The sequence below is a fragment of the Streptomyces lateritius genome (assembly GCF_014649715.1).
Lineage (GTDB): Bacteria > Actinomycetota > Actinomycetes > Streptomycetales > Streptomycetaceae > Streptomyces > Streptomyces lateritius.
In genome coordinates this window covers 466,993-486,601 of the sequence record NZ_BMTO01000003.1, presented here as the reverse complement: position 1 = coordinate 486,601, position 19,609 = coordinate 466,993, and the positions used below count along the sequence as shown (strand labels likewise).

Annotated in this window: 11 protein-coding genes and 1 riboswitch; of the genes, 7 read left to right on the top strand and 4 right to left on the bottom strand. The window is 72.0% G+C overall.

Annotated elements, in window-relative coordinates; genetic code table 11:
• Nucleotides 1-2: 2 nt before the first annotated feature.
• Nucleotides 3-857, bottom strand: coding sequence for a bifunctional 5,10-methylenetetrahydrofolate dehydrogenase/5,10-methenyltetrahydrofolate cyclohydrolase (locus IE136_RS08525; RefSeq protein WP_158992914.1), 855 nt, complete (start codon nucleotides 855-857; stop codon nucleotides 3-5).
• Nucleotides 858-886: 29 nt separating this feature from the next.
• A riboswitch (ZMP/ZTP riboswitch) is annotated at nucleotides 887-992 on the bottom strand.
• Nucleotides 993-1,194: 202 nt separating this feature from the next.
• Between IE136_RS08525 and IE136_RS08520 the strand changes: the two genes are divergently transcribed.
• From IE136_RS08520 to IE136_RS08505, 4 genes are all read left to right on the top strand, one after another.
• Entirely contained in the window at nucleotides 1,195-2,499 is a 1,305-nt protein-coding gene (locus IE136_RS08520) for a GAF domain-containing protein (protein WP_189599974.1), read from the top strand.
• A gap of 45 nt (nucleotides 2,500-2,544) precedes the next feature.
• The gene (gene exaC, locus IE136_RS08515; protein ID WP_189599973.1) at nucleotides 2,545-4,068 is read left to right on the top strand and encodes an acetaldehyde dehydrogenase ExaC; all 1,524 of its coding nucleotides are present in this window, start codon (nucleotides 2,545-2,547) and stop codon (nucleotides 4,066-4,068) included.
• 871 nt (nucleotides 4,069-4,939) lie between these two features.
• Nucleotides 4,940-5,545, top strand: coding sequence for a hypothetical protein (locus IE136_RS08510; RefSeq protein ID WP_158992908.1), 606 nt, complete (start codon nucleotides 4,940-4,942; stop codon nucleotides 5,543-5,545).
• A gap of 215 nt (nucleotides 5,546-5,760) precedes the next feature.
• A complete protein-coding gene (locus IE136_RS08505; protein WP_158992906.1) occupies nucleotides 5,761-6,843 on the top strand; it encodes a hypothetical protein in 1,083 nt (360 codons plus the stop codon).
• Between the two features lie 9 nt (nucleotides 6,844-6,852).
• Here IE136_RS08505 and IE136_RS35470 read toward each other — a convergent pair whose 3' ends face one another.
• The 3 genes from IE136_RS35470 to IE136_RS08490 all read right to left on the bottom strand — a co-directional run bounded on the left by IE136_RS35470 (nucleotide 6,853) and on the right by IE136_RS08490 (nucleotide 8,395).
• Complete coding sequence (locus tag IE136_RS35470; protein WP_229818716.1) at nucleotides 6,853-7,086, bottom strand: alpha/beta hydrolase-fold protein; 234 nt, start codon at nucleotides 7,084-7,086, stop codon at nucleotides 6,853-6,855.
• Nucleotides 7,087-7,148: 62 nt separating this feature from the next.
• The gene (locus IE136_RS08495; RefSeq protein WP_189599971.1) at nucleotides 7,149-7,697 is read right to left on the bottom strand and encodes a hypothetical protein; all 549 of its coding nucleotides are present in this window, start codon (nucleotides 7,695-7,697) and stop codon (nucleotides 7,149-7,151) included.
• Nucleotides 7,694-8,395: a trypsin-like serine peptidase gene (locus tag IE136_RS08490; RefSeq protein ID WP_189599970.1), complete on the bottom strand. Its 702-nt coding sequence runs from the start codon at nucleotides 8,393-8,395 to the stop codon at nucleotides 7,694-7,696. The genes IE136_RS08495 and IE136_RS08490 overlap by 4 nt, the downstream gene beginning before the upstream one ends.
• A 393-nt stretch (nucleotides 8,396-8,788) precedes the next feature.
• Between IE136_RS08490 and IE136_RS08485 the strand changes: the two genes are divergently transcribed.
• The 3 genes from IE136_RS08485 to IE136_RS08475 are packed head-to-tail and all read left to right on the top strand — an operon-like array spanning nucleotide 8,789 to nucleotide 19,608.
• Complete coding sequence (locus IE136_RS08485; protein ID WP_158992904.1) at nucleotides 8,789-11,461, top strand: DUF6603 domain-containing protein; 2,673 nt, start codon at nucleotides 8,789-8,791, stop codon at nucleotides 11,459-11,461.
• A complete protein-coding gene (locus IE136_RS08480; protein ID WP_189599969.1) occupies nucleotides 11,458-14,988 on the top strand; it encodes a hypothetical protein in 3,531 nt (1,176 codons plus the stop codon). Before IE136_RS08485 ends, IE136_RS08480 begins: the two co-directional genes overlap by 4 nt.
• Before the next feature lie 12 nt (nucleotides 14,989-15,000).
• Nucleotides 15,001-19,608, top strand: coding sequence for a hypothetical protein (locus tag IE136_RS08475; protein WP_189599968.1), 4,608 nt, complete (start codon nucleotides 15,001-15,003; stop codon nucleotides 19,606-19,608).
• Nucleotide 19,609: the final 1 nt, after the last annotated feature.

Below are 19,609 nucleotides of genomic sequence, written 5' to 3'. Positions count from 1 at the left end.
TGCTAGAGGCCGAGCTGGCGTTCCGCGCCGTCGACGGTCTGAGCGAGGAGCACCGCGATCGTCATGGGACCCACGCCACCCGGTACGGGTGTGATCAGACAGGCTCGCTCCGCGGCCGTCTCGAAGTCGACGTCCCCGACGTTTCCGGGGTTGTAACCCGCGTCGATCACGACGGCGCCGGGCTTGATGTCCTCGCCCTTGATGAAGCGGGGCTTGCCCACGGCCGCCACGAGGATGTCGGCCTCCTGGACGATGGAGGAGAGTTCGGTGGTGCGGGAGTGGCAGTACGTCACGGTGGCGTCGCGGCCGAGCAGCAGCAGGCCGGCGGGCTTGCCGAGGATCGCGGAACGGCCGACGACGACGGCCCGCTTGCCGCTGAGCTCGACGCGGTACTCGTCGAGCAGGCGCATGATGCCGCCGGGCGTGCACGAGACGAAGCCGGGCAGCCCGAAGCCCATGGCGGCGAAGGAGGCCATCGTGACGCCGTCGACGTCCTTGGCCGGGGCGATCGCCTCGAAGGCGGCGCGCTCGTCGATGTGCGGACCGACCGGGTGCTGGAGGAGGATGCCGTGGACCTCGGGGTCCTCGGAGAGCGCGGTGATCGCGGCGACGAGCTCCTCGGTCGTCGTCGAGGCGGGCAGCTCGACGTGGCGGGAGCGGATTCCGGCCTTCGCGCAGCGGTTCTGCTTCATCTTCACGTACGTGACGGAGGCCGGGTCGGCGCCGACGAGCACCGTGGCGAGGCAGGGGGTGACACCGGTGCGGCGGGTGATCTCGGCCGCGCGGACGGCGGTCTCCTCAACGGTGCGGCGGGCGAGGGCGGTGCCGTCCATGAGGGAGGCGGTGCTGGTGGACATGGGCCACTCCTGGGCGTCGTGGAGAACAGGGTGATCGCCCAGGCGCACGGCAGCGACGGGGCCGCGCGGTGCGCGGCTTCCGCGGGACCGCTCCCCGGTGGTGATCCACCTCAAGCGCCAGTCACGGCCCGAGCCCCACTCTACGTGAGGACCTGGGAGCGCTGTCCGGACAGGGTGCGTATGCCGAGGCGTCCGGACGCTTGTCGACGGCCGCCGAGCGCACCACGATGACCTCCACAGCACGACCGGACCGCCTCGACCGACGCCGAACGGGCTACTCGCGCACAGGCGCCGGACGAACGGTCGACGCGACCGACGACCACGCGGGGAGGCCGAGTTGCACGAGGCGTGGCCGGCGGCGGAGCAGGACCCGGGAGCGCTGCGCCGGGCACGCGAGGCGTTCCTCAGCGGCGGTCGGCTTGCGGGGGCGGCGGGCGGTGCGCGGCGGCTTCCTCCGGTACGGCGGCTGGTCGCCGACTCGTGGCGGCGCTCGGCCCGGGCCCGGGTCAGCCCGGACGGCGCGGCCTGCGTGGAGCTGGCCGACGAGGAACTCACCGGACACCGGGAGGAACATCCGTTGTCCGCCGCGATGCCGGTGATCCGGGAGCTGATGGGCGCCTACGCGAGGGACGGCGAGCACCTGCTCGCGGTCTGCGACGCGGCGGGCCGCATGCTCTGGGTGGAGGGGCACCCTGGAACGCTGCGGCGGGCCCGTGCCATGAACTTCGTGGCGGGGGCGCGCTGGTCGGAGTCGGTGGCCGGGACCAACGCTCCCGGCACGGCGATCGCCGTGGACCGTCCGGTGCAGGTCTTCGGCGCGGAGCACTTCCGGCGGCCGGTCCAGGCATGGACCTGCGCCGCCGCGCCCGTGCACGATCCGCACAGCGGGCGGCTGATCGGCGCGGTGGACATCACGGGCGGGGACCGGCTCGCCCATCCGCACAGTCTCGCGTTCGTGCAGGCGGTGGCGCGGGCCGCGGAGTCGCAGCTGGCGCTGCTCGCGCCCGAGCCCTCGCTCGAACGGCTGCGGCTGACCGCGCTCGGCCGGGACGAGGCGCTGCTGACCGTGGCGGGCCGCCGGCTGCGGTTGAGCCGTCGGCACAGCGAGATCCTCGTCGTCCTCGCGCACCGCCCCGAGGGGGTGAGGGGCGACGAACTGATCACCCTGCTGTACGAGGACGAGTCGGTCACCCCGGTCACGTTGCGGGCGGAACTGTCCCGGCTGCGGGGACTGCTGGGAGCGGAGCTGCTGCGCTCGCGCCCGTACCGTCTCGCCGCCCCGGTCGACGCGGACTTCGCCACCGTGGAGCGCCGGCTCGGGTCGGGAGCGCTGTCCGCTGCGATGCGCGCGTACGCGGGCCCGCTGCTGCCCGGCTCGCGGGCGCCGGGGGTGGTACGGCTGCGCGCGCGGCTGGCGGACGGACTGCGGGCGGCGCTGGTGGACCGGGGTGATCCGGGGCTGCTGGCCGACTGGACGTACAGCGCGTGGGGCGAGGACGACGTGGAGCTGTGGCGGGCGTCGTCGAAGGTGGCCCCGGCGGAGCGGCTGCCCGCCGTGCTGGCGCGGCTGAACGCCCTCGACGCGGAACTGTCGGCGGGCGCAACGGGGTTGCAACGTCCCGGAGACCACCCTCGGCGGTGAGGGCCGGTCAGGGACGGCCGGCGCGAGCCGAGGGAGGCCATGCTCATGACCCGTTACGCCGCACCCGGTACCGAGGGCGCTCTCCTGTCGTACCAGCCCCGCTACGACCACTGGATCGGCGGTGAGTACGTGGCCCCGGCCCGGGGCCGGTACTTCGAGAACCCCAGTCCGGTCGACGGGCGGCCGTTCACGGAGGTCGCCCGCGGCACGGCGGAGGACGTCGAGCGCGCCCTGGACGCGGCCCACGCGGCGGCGCCGGCGTGGGGCCGCAGGCCCGCCGCCGAACGCTCCCGGACTCTCCTGCTGATCGCGGACCGGATGGAGGCGCACCTGGAGGAGCTGGCTGTCGCCGAGAGCTGGGAGAACGGCAAGCCGGTCCGGGAGACGCTGGCCGCCGACATCCCCCTCGCGATCGACCACTTCCGCTACTTCGCGGGGGCGCTGCGCGGTCAGGAGGGCTCGCTGAGCGAACTGGACGACGACACCGTCGCATATCACTTCCACGAGCCGTTGGGCGTGGTCGCCCAGATCATCCCGTGGAACTTCCCGATCCTGATGGCGGTCTGGAAACTGGCCCCGGCGCTCGCGGCGGGCAACGTGGTGGTCCTCAAGCCGGCCGAACAGGCCCCGGTGTCCATCCACTTCTGGATGAGTCTGGTCGGCGACCTGTTGCCTCCGGGCGTGGTCAACATCGTCAACGGCTTCGGGGAGGAGGCGGGCAAGCCGCTGGCGTCCTCACCACGGGTCGCGAAGATCGCCTTCACGGGCGAGACGACGACCGGGCGGCTGATCATGCGGTACGCCGCCGAGAACATCAGGCCGGTCACGCTGGAGCTCGGCGGCAAGTCGCCGAACGTCTTCTTCGACGACGTATGGGCGGCGGACGACGACTTCCGCGACAAGGCCCTCGAAGGGTTCACCATGTTCGCGCTCAACCAGGGCGAGGTCTGCACCTGCCCGTCGCGCGCCCTGATCCAGCGCGGCCATTACCACGAGTTCCTGGAGGCTGCGGTCGCCCGCACGGAACGGATCGTGGCCGGCCACCCCCTGGACACGTCCACGATGATCGGCGCCCAGGCCTCCGGCGACCAGCTCCGGAAGATCCTTTCGTATCTGGACATCGGGCAGCAGGAGGGGGCGAAGGTCCTGACGGGAGGCCGACGGATCGAGTACGACGGTGAGCTGGCGGGTGGCTACTACGTCCAGCCGACCATCTTCGAGGGCGACAACCGCATGCGGATCTTCCAGGAGGAGATCTTCGGCCCGGTCGTGGCGGTCACCTCGTTCACCGACTTCGACGACGCCGTCCGCACGGCGAACGACACCCTCTACGGCCTGGGGGCGGGTGTCTGGACCCGCGACGCCACCACCGCCTACCGCGCGGGCCGCGCGATCCAGGCGGGCCGCGTCTGGACGAACTGCTACCACGCCTACCCGGCCCACGCGGCCTTCGGGGGCTACAAGCAGTCGGGCATCGGCCGCGAGACCCACAAGATGATGCTGGACCACTACCAGCAGACGAAGAACCTGCTGGTCAGCTACTCACCGAAGAGGCTCGGGTTCTTCTAGGGGCACAAAAGGAGGCGCCTGACCTGGGCTTTTACCCGTCAGGCGCCTCTCGCTCGCCAAGCGTAGGGAGGGGTCGCGTTTACGCCGAAACTCCCAGTTCATCCCATCGGTATCCCACTTCTGACCAGCCATTCCGGACCAGTCACGGACCAAAACTCCGGCTCAGTCCGCAGGGGCCTCACCTCGGCTGACGCGGTCCCACTCCTCCATGGACTGCTCGATGAGGCGGTTGGCCTGCTCCCGCACGCCGTCCAGGAACCGGGCGTAGTGCCGGAAGAGGACCCCATTCGGCGTGCAGCCCCAGGGTCCGGTTTCTTTCTGGCCATGCGGTGGGGCGGCTTGGCAGCGGGGGATGGGTGCGTGACGGCGGGCACGGCGTCGTGTTGCGGATCGGATGTGGGCGAGCAGGATTACTCGTGGTCGGCGGCGGCTCGTCGAGTCCCTAGTCTCTTGGGCTCCGAGGCCAACCTTGCGACCGGCCAAGCCCAGTGGGTCGGCCTGGATCTCAACGAGAGTGGAAGGGAACCACGACATGCCGGAAGCCACATCAGCGCTGCAGTACGAAACCTTGTGCATGCGCCGGTCGGGTCTGACCCGCGACCTGCCGCCTGGCACTCCGAAAGAGCTCCAGTGGGTGGTCAACACTGCGACGTTGATCTTCGGTGAGCGTGACGCCGTGCTGGTAGACACGTCCCCACCAGCGAGCCCCCGGCTATGTGGCGGCCGTCCTTCCTGAGAGGTTTAGCGCCGCGAGGCTGCCATTGACAAGGCCACAAGTGCCCCTGTGGAGCCGGTCTTGGGGCGCGTAACGGGAGCTTCCGAGCGAACCCAGTGGCGCACATGAGCCAGATCGTCAGGAAGGCCGAGACACATGGCGACACGTCGGCTTGCGTTCGTCGACTGGACGTTCTGTAACCATGAGAAGACCCAGGCCGTCGGAACCCTGGGGGGGCATATGGTGACGCTCACCGGGCAGGGCAACGTGACGACGGACCGGCCCCCCTTGGGCGCCGCTTTCCTCGACGGGACGTTCCCGGGCTTTCAAACGGCGGCGTTCACCCCGCCGCTCCCCGCCTCGGACCTGGTGGAAATCGTGGGTCTCAAGGGCGGGAGTTCGTTCAAAGTCGCTTTCGACGCCGAGGTGAAGGATCCCGTCCTTCATCTAGGATCGTTCGCCTCGACCATGGAGTTTCTGGATCTCCCGGTGGGTACGCAGGTCATCAAGCTCAGCGGCGACACCGACTTCATCGTCGACGGCAACAAGGTCATGGGCGAGGCGTACCAACCACCCCCAGGGTCGACCGAGCCCACGGATTCCGACGGCAGCGTGCGCCTCCAAGGCCTCTTCCGCTCTATTGCGTTCACTCTGAATCCGAGGGGCACGGGCGGCGAAGGACACGACGGCGTGCACTTCCAGATCGGCGGGATGGTAAAAGTGCCTCCGTTTGGTATGGGACCTGCTCGTCGCCTCCGATGACACCGAGCTTGTCATCCGGGCGCGCTGCCCGGGCTGGCCGGATCACCGCCATCACCCCCCTTCGCGGTGCCCGTGCTCACGGCTGCTGCGCCGACGCGGACACCGATTGAAGCCGGCGGAGTGACGTACGAGAATGGAGGGAGGTACATGCTCATCGGTAGCGCCGCAGTCCTCGCGGCGTCCATCTCCTTCGTGCGCAAGGAGGGTCGATCGACATGGAGTTGTTCACTGGAGCGTACGGCGACAATCTCCAAGCCGAGGGGGCAGCCGACCGTAACCGGAGCATGCAGAACGCGCTCAACGGTTTCATGAACGGGCTGTCCGGAGCCGACCGCACCGCACTCGAACGGGTCGCCCTCACCGTGGTGGCTCTGGAAGCCACTGACGAGCGAGCGTGGGCGGGCCACCGGCAGAACGAGGTCCACTTCTCGGGCAGCCTGGTCAAACTCCTCGCCATGTACGCGGCACACACACTCCGCTTCTTCTCCCGTCAACTGCTCCTGGAACAGCAGCCGTCGTCGTCGGACGCGTTCTTCCTCGCCCTCTCGTCCGACTTCGACCACCAGATCACGACCGCGACCCCGAGCACCATCACCGCCCAGCACGGGAGCGACGCCACCAAGATCGTGCCGGCCTACCGGACGGTTCTCGACCCGCAACTCGACGCGACAGGGCGGCCGATCAACGTCGAGTTCACCTTCGACTACCGCACCCAGCTCAGGGGGATGCTCCTCCAGCAGCAGAACCCGGGCGCTGCGGCCAGCATCCATGGCGTCGCGTTCGGCTTCATGAACGCCAAGGCCGGAGACGACGGCTTCTTCCGGAAGCCGACCCAGCAGGGCATCTGGCTTGCCGGTGACTACCTGGGGCAATGGACCCCGGTGCGGATCGCGTCCACGAACGACGGGCAGGTCGCCCAGGCGACCACAGCCGTGGACATGGCGAGACTCGTCACCCGGATGTTCGACGGCAGTCTGGAGAGTGGCAGCCCGACGGATCTCGTCCAGATGCTCCTGGGTGGCGGCCGCAGCTGGTTCCACCGCGAACTCCTGTGGCCGAACGGCGGGCTTTCCGCCACCCACGCGAAGATCGGCATCGGCCCGCTCAAGCCCAACAGCGCCGGTGTCGTCGAAAAGGTGGTCTCGGAGGCGCTGAAGGTCCACGACAACAACCGGAACCTCGATTTCGTGGTCGTGTGGCAGAACCTCAAGGTCCCCGCCGATCCGACCAGAGCCGAACTCGAGCGGGTCTCCCGCATGGTCGAGGCCACCATCAACGGCTTCCAGCCAACCGTGTGAGGGTACGCGTCAGCAGCCACGAAGAGTGGATCTTCTTGAGCCGCGGTTGCCGCCGTCCGGCACGATGGTGATCATGCCGGACGCCCCGGTGAGCGCCGTGTTGCCGTAGAAGGGCATGGACGGGTCGTCCGGCGAGCCGTGCAGGAAGTACAGGACCGGGTACCGCTTGCCGGGGTTGGCCGCGTAGTCGCTCGGCAGGATGATCCGGATGTTCTGCTCGCCGTGGACTTCTGCGGATTTCACCGTGATCACGAAGTTGGCGTCGGTGTTGGTCGGAGCCGAGCTTGCGGCGCTCGTGACCTGAGTCAGCCCGACCCGTCGGCCGGCGCAGGCCTCGATAAGGCGTACGCGGCGGGGGCGGGCAGCAACAGCGGGACGGCCGCGACCAGCACGCTCACGACACACTTGGCGGAATCCGCCACGGTCAGGCTCCGGGGGTGACGGACTGGGCCGTCTCGAAGGCGGCCTTCTCCTGGTCGCCGAAGTTCGTCCCGGCCATGTACGGGGCTGGGGGCGCGGCCCTCGGCTTCGGCGATCGCGTCGAGTCCGCCGGTGCTGGACTGGGCGAGGTGCGAGGTGACGCCGACCAGGACGCCCTCCCCCGTAGCCTGGTTGAAGTCCTTGAACCAGGGGCCGCCGCTGGAGCCGGGGCTGAGCTGGGTCTTCATCAGGTCGCTGTTGGTGTCCCACCACCACTCGCGGTTGATCCAGGACGGCCCCTGGCTGAACATCAGGGAGCGTCCGTCGTAGATGCGCTGTTGTGCGGCGGGGACGTTGTTGACGTTCGGGGGGCCGTTGATCACCGCTGCACCGGTGCTGGAGAAGTTGGGGCCGCTGTAGCTCTTGAAGTTCACGGTCGGGTAGCCGAAGTGTCTTCGACCAGGCGGTCGTCGGCCGGGTTGTCAACGACCATCGCGACCATGCCGTTGTTGTTGAAGTGGTTGGCCTGTGCCGCCCAGCCTTCGGTCAACCAGGCCCGCGTCACCGCCCACACCCCGTACGGTGCGACGTCGGGGCCGATCGCGGGGCCCTGCTCCAGGTCGGTGCCCGGAGCGACGCGCGGCAGGTTCTCGCCCCGGAAGTCGGGGATGAACAGCACGTTCGTGGCGATCTGGTTCAGGTCCAGCGGAGCATTCAGGCCCCAGTTGACGCGCAGGCAGTGCGCCGCGGTGACCGCGACACTCTTGTTCTGACTCTGGACCACTGTGGCGGTGCAGGCCGAGAGAGCATCGGTCGTCGTCGTGCCGTCGGCCTTGCGCATGCGCATCACCAGCTTGCCGACCGTCTTGGCGGTCTTCCCGCCGCCGGTCCAGGGCCGGGCGGTGTCGTCCCATCCGGCTGCCGGAGCGACGGCCTCGGACCCGTCGCCGTTGAGCGACGCGGCTGACAGCCGGTTCAGATTCCAGTACCCGACCTGCTGCTGGAGCCCGGCCTCGTAGCCGGCACCGAGCGGGACGAGGCGAAGATCGACGGGTCCGGCGGCCTGCGCAGCCGGGGCGCTACCCAGGGTGGTCGCGGTGACCGCGGCCAGCGCAGCGGCCAGCACGGACATCCGACGGTGGACTGACTGACGCTATCTTCATGGCGTACTACTCCTCGGATAGAAAGAGAGCCCGAACGAAGCTACCAGCCGGTACGGGTCCTGATCCCGGAGTCGCTCGACCGAATCTCCCAGGAGACCGTCTCGCTCGCCGCGTTCAGGCGCGGCGCCCCCACTACAGCGCCGGGCCAACGGCGGTCCGGGGCAGGCTTCTGCTGGTCGGGTGAATTCCGTACCGGTCCGGGGGCGTCCCGCGATTCGTGGCCGCGCGCCGGTCCTCGGACGGGGATAGCGTCGGGGCGTTCCCGATCCCCCATCCGCCCCCGTGCCAGAGCCACCCGGTGATCCGTGGGCGGAGAACGGTGCCGATCAGATGAACGTCCCTCATCTCCCCACGGCCCGCTGATGGCAAGCCCACTGCCGCAGTTGGCGGCTGAACTGCGCGCGGGACTCGACCCGGTGCTCCCGCTCCTCTCCGGTCTGTCCCCGGCCGACCGCAGGAAGCGGCTCGCGCAGGCGCTCGGGCTGCCCAGTGACGCGCTGACGGCGGACGCGCTGCTCGTACGGTTCGCCCTGCCACACGTGGGGGCCTCGGGCGACGTGTGGCCGGTCCTCGTCGACCTGCTGCGGACGGCCGTCAGACAGTCCCCGCCGGGATGGGCGCTGGCTATCGACCAGGTCCTCACAGCTGGGCCGGGTGGCGTGGAAAACCCCCTTGTCGGGGCCCTGCCCCCTAAGATCGACCTTTCCCTCGTCCTCACCGGCGTGCTCCCTCTCGTACCCGGCCTGGCCGTACGCGACGGGGTCAGTCTCGTGCTCTCCCTGCCGTCCGCCGCGCCCGACACCTCCTCGCTGACCTTCCGGGCCGACGGTGTCGACTTCGCGCTCACCGACCACGCGCTGCTGAAGCTCCTCGTCCCCGGCGGCCTCGTCCTCAAGGGCCGACTGGGCGCCACGCTCGGCAAGGGGGGACTGCGCCTGGACGGCGGCGGCAGCGGCAGGGGTATCGCGGTCCCCCTGAGCGGGGCGCCCTCCGGGGTGCGCGCGCCCTCGCTGTACGTGTCCGCCCAGAACGGCGGACTGCGGCTCGACGCGTCCTTCCGGGCGTCGCTGCTCGGTCTCGCGGACGCGGCGGTGGACGGCGCGGGTCTTGAGGTCCGCCCGGCGGGCACGGGGTACACGGCGGCTCTGGTTCCGCCGAAGGGCCTCGGGCTGACCCTCGCCGTCGGCCCCGCCAAGGGCGGCGGGTTCCTCGCCGAGCACGACGGTCAGTACCGGGGGGCGCTGTCGCTCAGCCTCGGCGTCGTCGAGGTGCAGGCCTTCGGGATCCTGGACACCCGGCCGGTGTCGGTCCTGGTCGCGATGAGCGCCGAGTTCACTCCGGCCATCGAACTGGGCCTCGCCTTCACGCTGAACGCCGTCGGTGGTCTTCTCGGCATCGGCCGCGCGCTCGACCGGGCGGGCCTCGCTGAGGTCGTCCAGTCCGGTCACCTGGACGACCTGCTCTTCCCCGCGGACGCGGCTGCCGCGGCGCCTCGCATCCTGGCCTCGCTGGGCGCGGTGTTCCCGGCCCGCTCGGGAAGCACCGTCGTGGGCCCGATGTTCCGGGTCGGCTGGGGCCGTCCGGTCTCCTTCCTCACCGCGGATGTCGGGGTGGTCCTCGAGCTGCCCAGCGGTGTGGTGGGGATCCTCGGCCGGCTCAGGGTCGCGCTGCCCGCCCCGCAGGCTCCGATCCTCGATCTGCGCGCCTCGGTCGCGGGGGTCGTGGACGCGGCGAACGGGCTGGTCGAGATCAACGCCAACCTGGCGGGTTCCCGGCTGCTGACCGCCTCGATCGAGGGCGGTCTCGCGCTGCGGGCCAAGAGCGGGCAGGACGCTACGTTCATCCTGAGCGCCGGCGGCTTCCACCCCCGGTTCACCCCGCCCGCGGGCTTTGCGACGCCCAAGCGCCTCACGATCCCGATCGCGGACAGCCCGCTGCTGCGGATCGTCTTCAGCGGCTACTTCGCCCTCACCCCCGGCACCGTCCAGGCGGGCGCCGAGCTCTCCGCGGTCATCGGTTCCAGCCGCACCGGGGTGTCCGGGCGGCTCTCCTTCGACGCCCTGGTGCGCTGGGAGCCCAGCTTCGGCGTCATGCTCGACCTCGCCGGCTCCTTCGCGCTGCGCTTCGCCGGGGAAACCCTGTGTTCGGTCGGGCTGCGCGTCCACGTGGAGGGGCCGACGCCCTGCTGGCACGTCGCCGGCCGGGCCAGCGTGTCCATCCTCTTCTTCGACGTCAGTTTCCCCTTCGACGAACGCTGGAACTGCACCGGCGAGGCCAAGGCCCCGCCGCCCCCGGACGTCGGCCGACTCCTCGAACAGGCCCTGAAGGACCCCCGGAGCTGGGAACCGGTCCTCCCGGAGGGGGCACGCACGATGGTGTCGCTGCGTTCCGACGACGCCGCCGCAGGGGGGCGTCTGCTGCACCCTCTCGGGCGGCTCCGCTTCAGCCAGCGCACGGTTCCCCTGGACACCGAGGTGGTCCGGTTCGGACCGGGCCGGCTGCCGACGCCGGCGAAGTTCGGTGTGAAGGTCGCGTTCTCCGCCGGGGCGGGCGACGTGAAGCCCGTCGAGGAGGACTTCGCACGGGCCGACTTCTTCGATCTGACCGACGACGAGAAGCTCACCCAGCCGGCCTTCGAGCGGTTGCGCTCGGGCAGCGAGCTGACCCCGCCCGCGTCCTCGGCGGCTGCCCCCCGTTACTCGGTGCCGGTCGAGTACGAGACCAAATGGCTCGGCGGCACGGTCATCACCCCGGGCGCGCACTGGGTGCTCTCCGACGCCGCGCTGACGGCCGCACTGCCCCTCGGGGCCGTCGGCCGCAGTCTCGTGCACGAACTGCGCAGCCGGTACGCCACTGCGCCGATCACGTCGGTCCTGAAGGAGCGGACGTACGCGATCGTGGGGACCGGCACGCTCAAGGAGGCCGGCGGGTTCGTCCGGACGGCCACGTTCACCGAGGCCACCGCCCAGCTGAGGACCGTGTCGGGCCGGTCCGCGCTGTACCAGGTCGTGCCCGCACACGAGGTGAGGTCATGACCACGTACACCTTCGCGTCCTGGCAGCGGGTCGGGGCCGCCGCTTCGCTCGCCGACCCCGACACCCTGGTCAACACCCTGCCCGTACGGGGCTCGCTGGCGGCCACCGCCTCGGTGAACGACCGCCCCGCGCAGCCTGTTCCGGTCCCCGCACTGCAGCTGTACGGGCCGGGCGACGTGCGGGCGCTCGACCCCAAGGAGATCGTGCGGCTCTTCCCGCTGCCCGGCACACCGGACGCGGAGACCACCAAGTTCCCGATGGTGGAGTTCGAACGGGCCGAACTTCCCTGGCTGTTCACCCCGTTGGCGCCGGGTCCGACGGGCGCCCTGCGGCCCTGGCTCGCGCTGGTCTGCGTTCCGTTCGCGGCGGGCCGGCCGCAGCGGGAGCCAGGCATCCAACTGCCCGTGCTGCGGGTCGACGGGACCGAACTGCCCGATCCGGCCTCACTGCACCTGTGGGCCCACGCACAGACCCTCCCGGGGCACGAGACCGACCCCCGCCGGTCGGTCTCCCGGCTGCTCGCTCCTCGCCGGCTGCTGGCGCACACCGCCTACACCGCCTGTCTGGTCCCCTCCTTCGAGGTGGGGCGGCTGGCCGGGCTCGGCAAGGACGTCGCCGGCGGGAATCTCGCGCCCGCCTGGACTCCGGGGGCCCGCTGCGAGCTGCCGGTCTACTTCTCCTGGACGTTCTCCACCGGCGAGGGCGGCGACTTCGAGGCGCTGGCCGACCGGCTGCGGGCCCGCCCGCTGCCGCCGAAGGCCGGCCGGCGGCCGCTCGACGTGAGCCGCCCCGGGCTCTTCGCGACCGGTCCCGGGCCCGTCGTCCAGGAGGTGGAGAGCGCCCTGCGCGACCCGAACGCCCCGGCACGCGACCCGTGGCCGGTCGGCGAGCCGAGCGCCGAGTGGCAGCAGCGGCTCGCGAAGGCGCTGGTGCCGGTGGCGGACGGCACGGGCGACGAGGATCCCGATGTCCTGCCCCCGCTGTACGGCGGTTTCCACGCGCTGTCGAAGGGGGCCGCCCCGGCGTCGTCGGGCTGGCTCGACACCTTGAACCTCGACCCCCGTTGGCGGGTGGCCGCCGGGCTCGGCGCGCGGGCCGTGCAGGCCGACCAGGAGCGGCTCATGGCCTCGGCGTGGCGGCAGCTCGCCGACGTACGGGCCGCCAACCGGCTGCTCGAACTGGCCCGGTTCGCCCGGCTGGTCGCCGGGCGGCTGCACCTGCGGCACGTACGGCCGCTCTCCACCGACGAGGTCCTGCGCCTGGCCACACCCCTGCAGAGCCGTCTCGCGCTGACCGCGGACACCACGCTGTGGTCGTCGATCCGGACGAGTCTGCTGCCGAACGCCATGGCCACCATGGAGTTCCACCGCGCGATGCGCCCGATGGGCGTGCTCAGCCGGCGGGTGGGGCTCATCGCCGGGCGGTCGACGGACGCGCCGCAGCCGCCGTTCGCCACGGTGCTCGTCTCCGTCGCCGGTTCCCCCACCGGCCTCTCCGTGCCCCGGCGGGATCCGGACGGCGCGGTGGCGTTCGCCGTCGCACCGGAGCGGGTCGTGGCCCCGGAGCGTCTCTCCGCGGTACGCGAGGTCTTCGCGCCCGAGGACGGGGCGCCGGACGCCTGGCGGCGGGTGGCGAGCGAGGCGACCCAGCGTTCCGTGCAGCGCGCGGTCACCACCGAGCAGCTCGCCGCCACACGCCCGCTGGCCGCCGGCGCGCTCAACCGCGCGTTCCGGCTGTCGGCGCTGCCCGAGATCGAGGCTCCCGCGGACTTCCTGGCGCGGACGAAGGTCACCCCGCACGGCGACCTGGTCTTCCCCAGTGGCCGGAGCGGTCCGGCCGGACTGGGTCTGTTCACCGGGGACACCACCGTCCCGGCCCCGGGACGGTTCACCGGCGCGTTCGACGGGCTGTGGACCGGGGAGGAAGCGGGCGATCCCGCGGGAGAGTGGCATGGAAAGTGCACCGGCAGCTGGGACATGGGCGCCGGGCGATCGGGCGTCTGGAAGGGCGACTACGCGGGCAACTGGAGCAACGCCTCCGGGCAGGACGGCGGTGACCCCACCTGGATCGCCTTGTACACCGGCACCTGGGAGTCCGGCACGGAGCACGGCACCTGGCGGGGGGTGTGCACCGGCACCTGGAACCCGGAGAACATCAGCTCCGACGGCGTCTTCACCGGAACCTGGCAGTCCGCCGACCGCCACGGCACGTTCCGGGGCGGCTGCCCGGGCAGCTGGGACTGGTGCGACGCCGATCCGACGACCGAGCTGTGGTGGGCGGACTGCTCCGGCGTGCTGCGGGTCACCGGCGAGGGCCCGGGCCCCGAGCAGGAACCCTGGACGGCCGACGGCCTCAAGGGCCTCGTCGACGAGTGGTACGAGACGGGTAGCCTCGGCCTCGGCGCGTTCACCCACCCGGGCCCGCTGGCGAAGCAGGGCGAGCTGCTGCCCGCCCCGGCCGTGCTCGACACCCGCCCCGAGGACGTCAGGGACATGGTGGTCCAGGCGCACGACAGAGTGCTCGGCCCGTCGCACGCACCGCCGGTCCCGCCGCGGGACCCGTTCCCGGCTCAGCAGGCGCAGCAGAAGATCGTGGATCTGACGGACCCGGCGGTCACCGTGCCCGCCGTGGTCGACACCCTCGTCGAGCGGCCCGCGGGCACCGATCCGGAGGTTCCGGTGCAGTGGGCGCCGGTCTTCGCCGACCCCATGTGGCCCCCGCTGTCCGCGCAGTCCAACGAGTGGATGTTCGCCGGTCTCGAGCACGTTCCGGCCGACACGGTGGTGCTCGCCCTCACCAACGCCCCCTTCGTCGCCGCGTACATGGTCGGGGCCAACCACGAGTTCGCGCGCGAGCTGCGCTGGCGCGAGTACCCCACCGACCAACGCGGCACGTACTTCGCCTCGTTCTGGGGGCAGGCGACGGATCTGCCGCCCCTGCACACATGGAAGCGCGACCTGACGCTCGGGACGCATGTGACCGCGCCGCCCGACCGGGTCGTGCTGGTGCTGCGCAGCGCCCTGCTGCGCCGCTACCCCGGCGCGATCGTCTACGCGGCTCCGCTGCTCGGCACCGAGCCGAAGGATGCCGACGCCCGCCATCCGATCTTCCGGGGCGGCCTGGATCCCGACACGGCCATGATCGGTTTCGACCTCACCAAGACCGAACTCCTCGCCTCGCCCTGGTGCTTCGTGATCGCGGAACAGCCGACCGAGCCGCGGTTCGGGCTCGACGACCCGCCCGACAACGCGCTCACCGACCCTCCGACGCCCGGTATCTGGGGCCGCCCCTACAGCCCACCGCCCAACACCCCCAGCACGGCGGACGACTGGAACAACCTCGACTGGAGTCACCTCTTCGACTCCAAGGAGGCCTATCTGGCCGCGACCCACGCCCCGGGGAACCAGCGGCCCAACGTCGCCCACGACGGTCTCGTGTGGGGCGCGAGCGCCGCCGGGACCGCCCGCCAGTGCTTCCAGCAGCCCGTCAGGGTCGTGCTGCCGGCCGCACGACTCCTGTCCCCTTGAGGAGAACGACACATGACCGATCTCGGCGCACTGCGCCGGGCCGTGGCCGAGGCCGAGGAGCACCGTGCGCTCCTCGGCGCCCGGGCCACCGCCACCGACCGGCAGCACGCCTTCACCCGCCTCGGCACCGCCCGGGGCGCCCTGGACGAGGGCGTACGCGCCTTCGCCGGGACGGGGTTCGCCCCGCTGCTCGCCGGCCTGGACCCCGAAGTGCCCCTGCTGCTCCTGCCCGTGCGGCTGGAGACCCGGGTACGGAGGGACGAGGGCCAGGACAAGCTGCTCGTGCGGATCTTCCCCGACGACATTCACGTCGAGTCGCACGAACCGCATCCCACCGCCGGTGAGGTGCAGCAGGGCCGCCGCTACTGGCGGACGGTGTGGCGGGCCGGCCGCAGCGACAACGCGGACGGGGACCGGGCCCGGCTGCTCCTCGCCGCCTGGGGACAGCTGTCGGGCGCCCTCGGTGCGCAGCGGGCCCGCTGGCTCGTACGGCTGCTCGCCCCCGTCACGGACACCCGGCCGCCGTCGCCGCTGCCCGACTCCGCTCCGGATCCGGAGCCGGCCTGGCCCGAGGTGCCGGTCCGCGGGCGGGGCTGGAACCGGGCGGCGACCGCCTCGACACTGCCGGACCTCTTCGTCGTACGGGCGTACCAGGGCGATGTGCTGGTCGGTGAGAAGGAGGGCGAGCCGGTCCCGGACGTCGTGCAGGTCGGGCCCGACCCGGACGCGACTCCCGAGGAGGGCGAACCGCACCTCGACCCGGAGCTGCGCTGGCTGACGAAGTTCTCCGAGGCAGAGACGAAGGGGCTCGCCGTCACCGTGCCGCTGGACCGGGACGGTTACGAACCCACGCTGCAACCCCTGCTGACCCGGGTGGTCGCGTTCGGAGTGTCCGGTTCCCTCGGCCCCGAGGCCTCGGCAGAGCGGCTCTCCCAGCTCCTGTCCGGCCGGGACGGGGACGGCGAGGCGGCGTTCGTACCTCAGGGCACGGCGACCAACAACACCCGGGACGACGGCGGCTCCGCACCGGCGCCCCCGGACGTGGACCGGCTGCTCGGTGCCTCCGGCCCCGCCGCACCGCCCGATCAGTGGGCGAACTGCTCCCGCGCCGCGGCCGCGTTCGGCCTTCCGGTGTCCGCGCTCACGACCCTGCCCGGGGCCGACGAGCCCGAGCAGGCCGACGCGCGTGCCCTGCAGATGGCCCTGTGGAGCGCCACCGGGGACTTCTACCTCGACGAACTCCTCCAGCAGGACCGCGGCGGTGCGGAGCTCGCCGTCGACCGGTCCTGGCTGCGCCGCCACTACTACGAGAACGTGCGGGCCCGGGGTCCGCTGCCGGTGCTGCGGGTGGGCAGACAGCCGTACGGGGTGCTCCCCGTCACCGCCACCGCACACTGGCAGCCCGACGGGCACGAGCCGTCGGGCCTGAAGGGGCTGCACCACGTCCTCGGCGTGCTGCGCCCGTTCTGGGAGGTCGGTGTCGGCACCCTGCCCCGGGTCGGCGGCCCCGACCAGCCCGGGGAGACCCTCACGCTGCCCAAGCCGGAACGTGACGTGCTGCGCGCCCTCGGGATGGCGCCGGTGTCGCGGACGGTGTCGGTGCGTTCCGTCCAGGGCGGGCTCCTGGCCTGCTTCAAGGACGCCTCACTCAGCATGAGCGGCATCAGCTTCAGCAGCACCGGCCATTGCGTCGGCGACACACCGGAGGACCGGCACTCCCAAGCCCTCAACGCCGCGCTCGGCATCGGCTACCGGCCGCAGATCAGCCACCAGATCAACGGCGCGGCCACCCGGCTGTGGCTGCCGTACGTCCGTCCGGCGACACTGTCCGAAGGGACCACCCCGGAGGGCCACCTGATCGATTTTCTCAACGCGGTCGTCGAACGCTTCGAACTGCTCAAGCTCACGGTCCGCAAGGAGGAGGCGCACACCCTCCTGGAGGCTCTACTGCGGCACACCGCGAACCTGGAGTACGGGCGGGCCGCGTCCGGAGTCCGCGACCCGGACGCGCTCTGGCCCCGGCTGCGGTTCGCCGACGCCCTGCTCAACCCCGCGCACGAGCTGAACACCCTCACCAGCGCCAAGCTGCTCGCCCGTCCCTTCACCCTCGGCAAGATCATGGCGCTGCCCGCGCCCGGGGCCGACGCGGACCGAGACACCGACAGGGGCACGACCGTGTTCCGGACCATCCTCGACGCCCGCACCTCCATGGCGGGTCAGGTCCTTGAGGCGGCGACCCGGCGCAACGGCGTGCTCGGCCTGCTGGGCACGGAGCGGCCCTGGAGCGTGCGCCTCGCGGAGATCGACGCCGCTCTGCAGTACCTGGCAGGCCGGGTGAAGACCTGGCAGGGCCGCGGGCAGGATCCCTTCGCCGCCATGGAACGGCTGCTCGGCGAGTGCCTCGATCTCGTCTCCCACCGGCTCGACGCCTGGATCGGCTCCCTCGCCACCGCCCGGCTCCACGCACTGCGCGGTCGCCGCCCGACCGGGGTGCAACTCGGCGCGTACGGCTGGGTGGAGAACCTGACGCCCCTCAGCGCGCCGCGCAGCCGGGGCTGGGTGCTCGCGCCGTCGCTGCCGCAGGCCGCCACCGCGGCGGTGCTGCACAGCGGCAACCTGTCTCACCCCGGCGACGCCGGTGCCTTCGCGGTCGACCTGTCCTCGCGGCGGATGCGGGTGGCCATGACCGTCCTCGACGGGGTCGCCCAGGGCCAGTCACTGGGGGCCCTGCTCGGCTACCGGCTCGAACGGCGGCTGCACGACGAACGGGAACTCGCCCACACACCACTGGAGTTGGACCGTTTCATCGCCCCGCTCCGTGCCAAGTGGTCGGTGCAGACCGTCCAGCACCCGGGCACGGAAGCGAAGGAGTTCATCGGCGTCCATGACGTCACGGACGGCGCACGGCTCGCCGAGGTGCCCGCCGACGACGTCGTCTCGTATCTGAATGCGACCGGGGCCGAGGCGACAGCCGTACGGCGCCACCTGGCCGCACTCCGCGACGACCTCGACGCGGTCGGGGACCTGCTCCTCGCCGAGAGCGTCCACCAGTTGACCCAGGGCAATCCGGACCGTGCCGGTGCCACCCTCGATTCCCTCGCCGCGGGCGGGCAGCCGCCGCCGCGTCCCCAGGTGCTCGACACCCCGCGACGCGGCATCCCGGTGAACCACCGGGTCCTCGTCGTCGTCCCGGAGGGCTCGCCCCGTGCGGCGGGCTGGGACGGCGCCGAGCAGACCGCACGGCCGAGGGCCGACGCCGAACCGCTGCTCGACACCTGGGCCGGCCACCAGCTGGGGGCCACCCAGCGGATCAGGCTGCGCGCCGAGTGGCTGCGGCCGGGCCAGGAGGTCGGCACGGGCACGGCCACGGTCACCGAGCACACGTGGCCGCTCACGCGGCACTGCGCCCTGGACGTGGTGGCGCTCGCCGCCGCGGGCAGGCTGCGGACCGTGCTGGAGCGCGCGCTGCTGCCGGAACAGCCGTCGACCGTGCCCGACGACGCCGTCCCCGTCCTGCTCGCAGGCCGGGGCTCGGGCTGGGCCCGTACCGCCGTGGACATCGACCAGCTGGAGGCGCTCGGCGCGGCGGCCGCCGCGGTGCTCGCGGCCGCCCGGCCCGGCACCACGGCCGACCTGGCGCCCGCGGACAACGCACCTCCAGCGGCCACGGACCCGGAGTTCACAGGCCGCGCGCAGCGGGCCCTCGCCGGCCTGCGGGCCGCGGTGGCCGCGGCGGACCTGGAGAAGCTCGCCTCCTACGGGGTGACCGGGCCGCCCGCCGGACCGGCCGGGGAGCAGGCCGACCAGCTGGCCGCCGCCCTGCGCGAGGCGAAGGAGCGGATTCGGATCGCCGAGCAGGAGACGGCGGAGGGTGGACCGACGGCCGCCGCCGAAGTCCTGGAGGCGGTGTTCGGACCCGGGTTCCGGGCCGTGGGCCGGTCGGCCGCGCCCGCCACCGGTGCGTTCGACGCCTCATTCGGCTCGGGGCTCGACCGCGGCGGCGACACGCGGCTGGTGCCGGGCGACTGGGCGGAGCTGATGGGCTCGGTGCGGCCAGGCACCGGCGCCCTGGCGGATCTGCTGCTGTACACCGGTGCCGCGGCGACGGGAACCGGCTACGCCCTGCGGATCGGGCAGGTGCCCTTCACGCCGGGCGACCGCTGGGTGGGCGCCCTGCGCAAACCCACCGACGAGGACGAGCCGGCCACCGGTCTGCTGGTGCACGGCCCGGCGCAGCCGCTCGGATCGGGCAAGGCCGCCGTGCTCGTCGTCGACGCGTGGGCAGAGCTGATCCCTGCTCAGCGGCACACGGCGGGCGCCACGTTCCACTACGACGCGCCCGGGGCGCGGGCTCCGCAGGCGGTGCTGGTCGCGGTGCCGCCGGTGGTCGGTGTGCCGTGGACTCCGGACGTGCTGGCCGCCACCGTCGACGAGGCGTTCGACCTGGCGAAACTACGGCTCGTGGACCTGGACGCGCTGGGCTGGCTGGGGCGTTACCTGCCGGCCGCGTATCTGCCCGAGGGGGCGATGGGGACGCAGCCCTCGGTGCACCTCCTCAACATCATGAAACGGCCGGACCTAGCCGCCGTGATGGAGCAACTGATCAAGAAGGAGTCCTGAC